A 9,722-nucleotide genomic window follows, 5' to 3' on the forward strand; every position below is an offset into this window, starting at 1 on the left:
CAACACCGAGCCGCTGCTGCGGCTGAACGTCGAGGCCCGTGACGCGGACACCCTGGCCCGCGTCCGCGACGAGGCCCTCTCCCTCATCCGCGCCTAGGGTGTGCCGGACGACCCGGGCCCGGCCCTGATCCGCCGGACACCCCACTAGTCCCTGGCGTCAAAGTCCCGTCGGGCCCGTGTCGCCCGACACCGGACGACACGGGCCGTACCGGCGCCACTTCGACGACAGGCAGCCCCATCCTGGCCGGACTCGCGCCCATCCAGCCTCGCCGGCGTGTGAGGCGCGGGTCCGGGCGGAGCCCGGTGCCCGCCCCAGCCTGGCTCCGCCGGAGCCGGTTCCCCGGACCCGGCTCCGCCGGACCTGGCTCCGGCGGAGCCTGGATCGCCCCGGTCCGGCCCAGCGGTCCCAGCGCCCCGGCGGTACGCTGACCACGCCCCACCCGTATCCCCGAAGGGAACCCACCCCATGCCGCTCGAAGCCGGCCTCCTGCAGATCCTCGCCTGCCCCGCCTGCCACGCACCGCTTGAGGACAAGTCGGCCGACGAGACCCCCGAGCTGCTCTGCACCAGCCAGGACTGCGCTCTCGCGTACCCGGTCCGCGACGGCATCCCGGTCCTCCTCGTGGACGAGGCCCGCCGCCCCGCCTGACCCGCCCGCCCGACCTCACCGCAAGCAGCACACGCAGACAGGTTCCCGTCACCCAACAGCCGGAGGCCGCCCATGCTCGACGAGTCGCTCCTCGACGCACCGGACGATCTCGCCCGCGTCGACCGCCGGGGCCTGCTCCGCGGCGCGGCCGAGGCCGGTGCCAGAGTCCGTACCGCGGCCCGGCACGCGAGCGAGGCGGGCATCGCCACCCTGCGCCCCGACGGCCGCCCGCGCGCGGTCCTGATCGCCGGGGCCGGCACCGCCGCCACCGGCGTCGCCGACCTGCTCGGCGCCCTCGCGGGCGCCTCCGCACCCGTGATCCGGCTCGACCCGACCGGCGTCGCCCACGCCGCCGGGGCGCTGCGCTGGGCCCTGCCCGGCTGGGCCGGGTCCGTCGACCTGCTGCTCGTGGCCACCACCGACGGCACCGAGCCCGGGCTCGCCGTGCTCGCCGAGCAGGCCTACCGACGCGGCTGCACCGTCGTCGCCGTCGCCCCCGAACGCTCACCGCTGAGCGAGGCCGTGGACAGCGCGCACGGGCTCCTCGTACCGATGGCCAAGGCCCCGTACCAGGAGTACGACGAGTCCGCCGCCGCCGGACCTGGCGCCCTGTGGGCCCTGCTGACGCCCCTGCTGCTGCTCCTCGACAAGGTCGGCCTGATCGCCGTGGCCCCCGACACCCTCCAGCTGGTCGCCGACCGGCTCGACCGCACCGCCGAACGCTGCGGGCCCGCCATCGCCACCTACTCCAACCCGGCCAAGACCCTCGCCGCCGAGCTGGCGGACTCACTGCCGCTCATCTGGAGCGAGGGCACCGGCGCCGGCCCCGCGGGCCGCCGCTTCGCCGCCACCCTCGCCGAGCTCGCCGGCCGCCCCGCACTGGCCGCCGCGCTCCCCGAGGCCCTGCCCGCCCACGGCCTCCTGCTCGCCGGCGCCTTCGCCGCCGGAGCCGACCCCGACGACTTCTTCCGCGACCGGGTCGAAGAGCCACAGGCCCTTCGCGCCCGCGTCGTCCTGCTGCGCGACCGGCCGGCCGGCGGCCTCACCGCCGCCCCCGCCGCACGCGAGCTCGCCCTCAGCCACGACACGGCCGTCAGCGAGCTCGAACCGGAGGAAGGCGCCGAGCTGGAGCAGCTCGCCGAACTGCTCGCCGTCACGGATTTCGCCACCGCCTACCTGGCGTTGGCCTCCGGGGGACACAGCTGAGACCCGCGCACGTGCCCGGATCTATCCAGGAAGACGACGATGGACCGCCTGACCAACACGATCCGCCCCTACGCCTGGGGATCCACCACGGCCCTGCCCGCGCTCCTCGGTGTCGAACCCACCGGTGAGCCCCAGGCCGAGCTGTGGATGGGAGCCCACCCGGGCGCCCCGTCGCGCGTCGACCGCGGCGCCGGCGAGAGGTCGCTCGCGGAGGTCATCGCCGCCGACCCCGAAGGCGAGCTCGGCGCCGCCACCGTGGCCAAGTTCGGCCCCGGGCTGCCCTTCCTCTTCAAGATCCTCGCCGCCGGCGCCCCGCTCTCCCTCCAGGTCCACCCCGACCTCGCGCAGGCGAAGGCGGGGTTCGAGGACGAGGAGCGGCGCGGCATCCCGATCGACGCGGCCCACCGCAACTACAAGGACCCCAACCACAAGCCCGAGATGATCTGCGCGATCACGACGTTCGACGGGCTGTGCGGCTTCCGCTCCCCGCAGGCGTCCGCCGACCTCTTCGAGGGACTGGGTGTGGGCTCCCTCAAGCCGTACGCCGACCTGCTGCGCGCCCACCCCGAAGAGGCCGCGCTGCGCGAGGTGCTGACCGCCGTACTGAGCGCGGACCGCGAGCAGATGGCCCGTACGGTCGCCGAGACCGCGGCCGCCGCCGCACGCCTGGGCGGCGAGTACGCCACGTACGCCGCCCTGGTCCACGAGTACCCGGGCGACCCCGGCGTCATCGCGGCCATGCTCCTCAACCACGTCCGACTCCAGCCCGGCGAAGCCCTGTTCCTCGGCGCGGGCGTCCCGCACGCCTACTTCGACGGCCTCGGCGTCGAGTTGCTGGCCAACTCGGACAACGTGCTGCGCGCAGGGCTCACCCCCAAGCACGTGGACGTGCCCGAGCTGCTGAAGATCGTGAGGTTCGAGCCGAGCGACCCGCGCGTCATGCGGCCCGAGGGCGACGGCGGCGAGGAGGTCTACGAGGCCCCCATCGACGAGTTCCGGCTCTCCCGCTTCCTCCTGGCGCCCGGCGGCGCCCCGCACGTGCTCCCGGACGGCGCCCCGCAGATCCTGCTCTGCACGGCAGGCTCCGTACAGGCCGGCGAACTGGCCCTCTCGCCCGGCGGATCGGCTTTCGTACCGGCAGGCGAAAAGGTCGAACTGTCCGGAAACGGCACGGTCTTCCGGGCCACTGTGGTGGTCTGACGCGGTGTCCGAGCCAGAGGCTGCAACAATGTGCGGCCGTAGTCACTGGCCCAGGAAGGACACCCTGCACCCATGAGCGCGTCGGGCGGTACCAAGGCGATCGTGGCGGCACTCGCCGCCAACCTCGCCATCGCTGTAGCCAAATTCGTGGCGTTCCTCTTCAGCGGCTCGTCGTCGATGCTCGCGGAAAGCGTCCACTCCGTGGCGGACTCCGGGAACCAGGGCCTGCTTCTCCTCGGCGGGAAGAAGGCCCAGCGCGAGGCGACGCCGCAGCACCCCTTCGGATACGGGCGCGAGCGCTACATCTACGCCTTCCTCGTCTCCATCGTGCTCTTCACCGTCGGTGGCATGTTCGCCATCTACGAGGGCTACGAGAAGATCCACGAGCCGCACCCCATCGAGGCCTGGTACTGGCCCGTGGGCGTCCTGGTCTTCGCGATCATCGCCGAGAGCTTCTCGTTCCGCACCGCCATCAAGGAGTCGAACGAGGTCCGCGGCCAGCTCACGTGGACCCAGTTCGTCCGCCGCGCCAAGGCCCCCGAGCTGCCCGTCGTCCTCCTGGAGGACCTCGGCGCCCTCGTCGGCCTGGTCCTGGCGCTCGGCGGTGTCGGCCTGGCCCTGCTGACCGGCAACGGCGTCTGGGACGGCATCGGCACCCTGTGCATCGGCGTTCTCCTCATCGTCATCGCGGTCGTCCTGGCCGCGGAGACCAAGTCCCTGCTGCTCGGCGAGGCCGCCGGCGTCGAGGACGTCGAGAAGATCAAGGCCGCGGCCGTCGACGGGAAGGTCGTCACCCGCGTCATCCACATGCGCACCCTTCACCTCGGCCCCGAGGAGCTGCTCGTCGCCGCCAAGATCGCCGTCGAGGGCAACGACACCGCGACCGAGGTCGCGGACGCGATCAACGCCGCCGAGGCCCGCATCCGCGAGGCGGTCCCGATCGCCCGGGTGATCTACCTGGAGCCGGACATCTACCGCCCCGAAGCCGCCAAGTAGTCCGCGCACGTAGCGCACTTACGCCGAAGGCCCCCGCGAGCAGCAGCCCGCGGGGGCCTTCGGCGTACGTACGGGACCTACGGCGCGTCCACCTGCGTGGCACCCCAGACGGGCCCGTGCGGGGCGCCCGGCTTGCGCCGCCGCGCCACGAGCGAGGCGATCCCCAGCCCGAGCGCCACGGGCAGGAGCAAGGTCCCTGCGGACGAGACCAGGCCGAGGACGAGCATCCTCGGGGACTCCTCGTGCAGTCCGGAGTCGACCCCGGTCACCGCGGACACCGGCAGCGTCCCCTCGTGGTGCTCCGTGTGGAACCGGGAGTCCGCCGAGTTGCCGCGGTTGTCGCCCAGGACGAACATCCGGCCCCGAGGCACCGAGACGGCGAAGCTCACCCCACCGGCCCCGGGGTCGCCGTCGCGTAGGTACGGCTCGTCGAGCGGCTTGCCGTTGAGGGTGAGCGTACGGTCGCCCGCCGCGTAGGCGATGTGGTCGCCGCCCAACGCCACGACCCGTCCGAGGAAGGGGCCGTCGAGTCCCCAGCCGGCCGGGTCGTAGGTGATCACGTCACCGTGCCGGACCTCGCCGGGGTTCCTTTCCATCGCGAGTACGTCCCCGACGGGGATCGTCGGCAGCATGCTCTCGCTGGACTGCTTGACCGGGGTGAACCGGCCGAACAGGTACACCACCGGTCCGAACGCCACCATGACACCAAGCACCAGCAGGCTGATCGCCCAGATTCCCCGTCTCCGCCCAGGCCTGCGTGCCATGAATCCCCAACCCCTCCCACCGATACGGACGGCCGGAAGACTACGGTCTGGCCGAGAACGCTCGACGGGCGGGGCGGGCCGCTGCGCAGCCGGTCTGCAATCCGAACCCGGCCAGTTCTCCGTCCGCTGGGGCCGCCGCCGCCGATCGGTGTAGATTCGTCATCAGTGTCAGGCGTCGCTGCTGATGGCGGGTCGGGCGGTCCCTGCGACCGGCCGAGGGGAGAGAGGACCCCCGACGGACTGTGCTCGGTGTCCCGTCCCCAGGACGGCGCACGGACCAGCCGTACCCACCTCTCGAACCATGAGGAGCAGCACCCATGGACTTCAAGGTCGCAGACCTCTCCCTTGCCGCGTTCGGCCGCAAGGAGATCACCCTGGCCGAGCACGAGATGCCGGGCCTGATGTCGATCCGCCGTGAGTACGCCGAGGCCCAGCCCCTGGCCGGCGCCCGCATCACCGGCTCGCTTCACATGACCGTGCAGACGGCCGTGCTCATCGAGACCCTCGTCGCCCTCGGCGCCGACGTCCGCTGGGCCTCCTGCAACATCTTCTCCACCCAGGACCACGCTGCCGCCGCCATCGCGGTGGGCCCGAACGGCACCCCGGATAACCCGCAGGGCGTCCCGGTCTTCGCCTGGAAGGGCGAGACGCTGGAGGAGTACTGGTGGTGCACGGAGCAGGCGCTGACCTGGCCGAACACCCCCACCGGCGGCCCGAACATGATCCTCGACGACGGTGGTGACGCCACCCTCCTCGTCCACAAGGGCGTCGAGTTCGAGAAGGCCGGCGAGGCCCCGGACCCGTCCACCGCGGACTCCGAGGAGTACGCGTACATCCTCACGCTCCTCAACCGCACCCTCGGCGAGAACCCGCAGAAGTGGACCCAGCTCGCGTCCGAGATCCGCGGCGTGACCGAGGAGACCACCACCGGTGTGCACCGTCTCTACGAGATGATGCAGTCCGGCGACCTGCTCTTCCCGGCGATCAACGTGAACGACGCCGTCACCAAGTCGAAGTTCGACAACAAGTACGGCTGCCGCCACTCCCTGATCGACGGCATCAACCGCGCCACCGACGTCCTCATCGGCGGCAAGGTCGCGGTCGTCTTCGGCTACGGCGACGTCGGCAAGGGCTGCGCCGAGTCCCTCCGCGGCCAGGGCGCGCGCGTCATCGTCACCGAGATCGACCCGATCTGCGCCCTCCAGGCGGCGATGGACGGCTACCAGGTCGCCACGCTGGACGACGTCGTCGAGACCGCCGACATCTTCATCACCACGACCGGCAACAAGGACATCATCATGGCCGCCGACATGGCCAAGATGAAGCACCAGGCCATCGTCGGCAACATCGGCCACTTCGACAACGAGATCGACATGGCCGGCCTGGCCAAGGTCGACGGCATCGTCAAGGACGAGGTCAAGCCGCAGGTCCACACCTGGACGTTCCCCGACGGCAAGGTCCTGATCGTCCTCTCCGAGGGCCGCCTGCTCAACCTCGGCAACGCGACCGGCCACCCGTCCTTCGTCATGTCGAACTCCTTCGCGGACCAGACTCTGGCCCAGATCGAGCTCTTCACCAAGCCCGAGGAGTACCCGACCGACGTCTACGTGCTGCCCAAGCACCTCGACGAGAAGGTCGCCCGACTCCACCTCGACGCCCTCGGCGTCAAGCTCACCACCCTCCGCCCGGAGCAGGCCGCCTACATCGGCGTCAAGGTCGAGGGCCCGTACAAGCCGGACCACTACCGCTACTGATCCCTCCCGGACCAGCCCGATCAGCAGTACGTGAAGCAGGCCCCCGGCACACGCGCCGGGGGCCTGCCCCGTGTCCCCCTCCGATCCGAAGAAGAGTGCGCACCATGCCCCGCGGCCGCTACTCGCTCCACGACCAGCACGACCACACCCCCCTCGGCGAGGAACACTTCCACTGCGCCCCCGGACCCTCCGGCTGGCGCTACGTCTCCCAGCTCACCGCCCCGGACGGCGACCACCGGGGCTCCGTGGACCTGGCGATCGACGAACTCGGCCGCCCCATCCGCCTGGAGGTCAACGCCGCGAGCTGGCAGGTCCGCGGAGCCGCCCTCGACGGCGTCACCTGGGTCCGCACCGACCCCACCGGCACCGAGGCCACCGAGGGCAACATCGCCGCACCAGGCTTCACCGGCACCTCCCCGGCCTTCCTCATCGCCACGGCCCGTCTGCTGCGGCTCGCTCCCGGCGCACCCGCCACGCGCGTCCGGCTGCTCGCGCTCACCGACCCGGTCCTGGCCCCGCGCACGGTCGACCAGGCCTGGGCGCTGGTGGCCCGCCAGGAACACCCCACGGACAGCGGGCCGCTCCAGGTGGACGAATACCGGGTCACCGCCCTGGACACGGGCGAGGTCCACACGGTCCACATCGCCGGCGACGTGGTCCTCTCGGCCCCCGGCATCGAACTGGAACACCTGGAGACCCCGCCCTCCGCCTTCGAGGACCAGTGAACCCTCAGGCCGGCGGAGCGAACCCGCCGGCGCGCGGCACCTCCACGGGCACCGCCGGCGCCGGCGCCGTCGGCGTCACGGGCGCGGGGGCGACGTACGAGGACGCGGCGGGCGCTCCGTACGGGACAGGCGCGGCGGGCGCTGCGTGCGGGACGGGCGCCGCGGGGGAGGCCGCGGCCGCGGTGCGGAAAGCCCGGGCGGCATCGCGCGACTGACGCTCGTGGACCACGGCCATCAGGAAGGCCGCGGCCGGCACCCCCGCCGGAGGCGGAGCCCCCGTACGCGCCACGAGATCGTCCGCGAGCCGCGCCGCCATCGCCGCACCCACCTGCGGATCCAGTTGGTTCATGCGGGTCAGGTACTGGCGGATCGCCAGCCACAGCCCGTCCGGTACGGCTGACAGGTCGAGCTGGGTGAACCGCCCGGCCAGCCACGGCGGGGGCGCAGGCACCGGCATCACCCGCGCCCCCGGCACCCGCTCCCGGACCACCAGGGTCCCCGCGAAGACGTCCCCGAGCCGCCGCCCGCGCGCCGACACCAGCGAGGCGATGGCCGCCACCGTGCCGAAGGTCAGCAGTAGCTCCACGACCCCGAGGGCCCCGCGCACCAGCGCGTGGCGGAACCGGATCGGCCCGCCGTCGTCGCGCACCACCCGCAGTCCGCAGGCGAGCTTGCCCAGGGAGCGCCCGTGGGACAGGGTCTCCACCGCGATCGGGATGCCGACCAGGAGCAACAGGAAGCTCGCGACCGCGACGGCGGCCTGGGCGGCCGGGTCCAGCGAGGCCGTCGCAAGGGCCAGCCCGACCGTGAGGAGCACGTAGACGGTGACGTAGACGGCAAGGTCCAGCAGGATCGCCAGCGCCCGGCTCGGCAGCCTCGCCGGCCGCAGCCCCAGGACGACCGCGTCCCCCGTCACCAGATCGCTCACCACGGCACCTCTCACGTGACCTGCCCCCGCCCCTACGGCATCCAGTCTGCCAAGCTGACCACACTAGGAACAGACAGCGGCCAGGGGACCTGGGCAGGGGAGCGCACCGGATGGATCTCGACGTCTTCGTCACGGCACACCGCGCGGAATGGGACCGTCTGGAGCTTCTCCTGGGCCGTGGCCGCAAGCTGACGGGCGAGGAGGCCGACGAGCTCGTCGCGCTCTACCAGCGCACCTCGACCCACCTCTCCCTGGTCCAGTCCAGCGCCCCCGACCCCCTGCTCACCGGTCGGCTGACCCAGCTGGTGGCGCGCGCCCGCGCCACGGTCACGGGCACCCGTCGCGCAAGCTGGCGCGATGCCGCGCTCTTCTTCACCGTCGGATTCCCGGCCGCGGTCTACCGGAGCCGCCGCTGGTGGATACCGACGGCCTTGATCTCCACGGCCCTCGGCGTGCTCATCGGCTGGTGGATAGCCACGCACCCCGAGGTCCAGGGCGCCATCGCCGCCCCGGAACAGCTCAAGGAGCTCACGCAGCCGGGCGGCGAGTACGAGACGTACTACTCCAGCAACCCCGCGGGCTCCTTCGCCGCCCAGGTGTGGACGAACAACGCCCAGGCGGCCGCGATGTGCCTGGTCCTGGGCGTCTTCCTGGGGATCCCGGTGCTGTGGATCCTCTTCCTGAACATGGCCAACCTCGGGGTGGGACTCGGCCTGATGGCATCCGCCGGCCGGCTCGACGTCTTCCTGGGCCTGATCCTCCCGCACGGCCTGCTCGAACTGACGGCCGTGTTCGTGGCGGCGGGTACGGGTCTGCGCCTGGGCTGGACGGTCATCGACCCGGGCCCCCGGACCCGCCGCACGGCTCTGGCCGAGCAGGGCCGCGCCGCCCTGGGCATGGCCATCGGCCTCGCGGCGGTCCTGTTCGTCTCGGGCCTGATCGAAGGCTTCGTCACCCCCTCGGGCCTCCCTACCTGGGCACGCATCACGATCGGCGTCGTCGCCGAGGCCGCCTTCCTCCTCTACGTCTTCGTCCTGGGGGGCCGGGCCGCCCGCGCCGGCGAACTCGGCGACGTGGAGGCCGCGGACCGGACGGCAACGCTCCCGACCGCGGCCTGATGTGCGTACAAGCCTGCTGAGCTGCTAGTCTCCTCGTCGTCCCGCAAACGCCGTTGACACGGCAGGAGCGGGGAGGTAGATTCGAACGGTTGCCTCGAACTGGACAAGTTCGGCAGCGATGGTTTAGAATCCTTCTCACCCCACATGGACATCAAGATCCGGTCGGGGTACGCCCGACTCCTCATTTCAGGAATTCGAGCCGGAGAAATCCGGTGGAAATCCTCTGATAGAGTCGGAACCGCCGGAAAGGGAAACGCGAAAGCGAGAACCTGGAAAGCGGCCGAGGAAATCGGGCCCGAAAGAGTCTGATAGAGTCGGAAACGCAAGACAGCAGAACGAAAGCCCGGAGGAAAGCCCGAGAGGGTGAGTACGAAGGAAGCGT

General features: G+C 71.9%; 10 protein-coding genes. 8 read left to right on the forward strand and 2 right to left on the reverse strand.

Annotated elements, in window-relative coordinates:
- The 5 genes from ACFWFZ_RS34155 to ACFWFZ_RS34175 form a co-directional block, all read left to right on the forward strand.
- Positions 1-97 (forward strand): hypothetical protein (locus ACFWFZ_RS34155; protein WP_387116209.1); only part of this gene is annotated, 97 nt, incomplete at its 5' end.
- Between the two features lie 369 nt (positions 98-466).
- Positions 467-649 carry a Trm112 family protein gene (locus tag ACFWFZ_RS34160; protein ID WP_387127892.1) on the forward strand — a complete coding sequence of 61 codons (183 nt, stop codon included), beginning with the start codon at positions 467-469 and terminating at the stop codon, positions 647-649.
- Between the two features lie 72 nt (positions 650-721).
- Positions 722-1,855, forward strand: coding sequence for an SIS domain-containing protein (locus tag ACFWFZ_RS34165; protein ID WP_387127894.1), 1,134 nt, complete (start codon positions 722-724; stop codon positions 1,853-1,855).
- Between the two features lie 39 nt (positions 1,856-1,894).
- Positions 1,895-3,055 (forward strand): mannose-6-phosphate isomerase, class I, encoded by a 1,161-nt coding sequence (gene manA / locus ACFWFZ_RS34170; protein WP_387127896.1) that lies wholly within the window; start codon positions 1,895-1,897, stop codon positions 3,053-3,055.
- Between the two features lie 72 nt (positions 3,056-3,127).
- The gene (locus tag ACFWFZ_RS34175) at positions 3,128-4,051 is read left to right on the forward strand and encodes a cation diffusion facilitator family transporter (protein WP_387127898.1); all 924 of its coding nucleotides are present in this window, start codon (positions 3,128-3,130) and stop codon (positions 4,049-4,051) included.
- Positions 4,052-4,128: 77 nt separating this feature from the next.
- Here the strand turns inward: ACFWFZ_RS34175 and lepB are convergent, their stop codons facing one another.
- Complete coding sequence (lepB, locus tag ACFWFZ_RS34180; RefSeq protein WP_387127900.1) at positions 4,129-4,815, reverse strand: signal peptidase I; 687 nt, start codon at positions 4,813-4,815, stop codon at positions 4,129-4,131.
- Between the two features lie 317 nt (positions 4,816-5,132).
- Here lepB and ahcY point away from each other — a divergent pair, with 317 nt between their 5' ends.
- Both ahcY and ACFWFZ_RS34190 read left to right on the forward strand, forming a co-directional pair.
- Complete coding sequence (ahcY, locus tag ACFWFZ_RS34185; protein WP_387127902.1) at positions 5,133-6,569, forward strand: adenosylhomocysteinase; 1,437 nt, start codon at positions 5,133-5,135, stop codon at positions 6,567-6,569.
- Between the two features lie 104 nt (positions 6,570-6,673).
- Positions 6,674-7,294 carry a hypothetical protein gene (locus tag ACFWFZ_RS34190; protein WP_387127908.1) on the forward strand — a complete coding sequence of 207 codons (621 nt, stop codon included), beginning with the start codon at positions 6,674-6,676 and terminating at the stop codon, positions 7,292-7,294.
- Between the two features lie 4 nt (positions 7,295-7,298).
- On the opposite strand, the gene ACFWFZ_RS34195 is transcribed toward ACFWFZ_RS34190, so the two are convergent.
- Positions 7,299-8,222, reverse strand: coding sequence for an RDD family protein (locus ACFWFZ_RS34195; protein ID WP_387127904.1), 924 nt, complete (start codon positions 8,220-8,222; stop codon positions 7,299-7,301).
- Positions 8,223-8,332: 110 nt separating this feature from the next.
- On the opposite strand from ACFWFZ_RS34195, the gene ACFWFZ_RS34200 reads away from it, so the two are divergent.
- Positions 8,333-9,340: a stage II sporulation protein M gene (locus ACFWFZ_RS34200; protein WP_387127906.1), complete on the forward strand. Its 1,008-nt coding sequence runs from the start codon at positions 8,333-8,335 to the stop codon at positions 9,338-9,340.
- Positions 9,341-9,722: the final 382 nt, after the last annotated feature.

Source organism: Streptomyces sp. NPDC060232 (assembly GCF_042726555.1).
Lineage (GTDB): Bacteria > Actinomycetota > Actinomycetes > Streptomycetales > Streptomycetaceae > Streptomyces.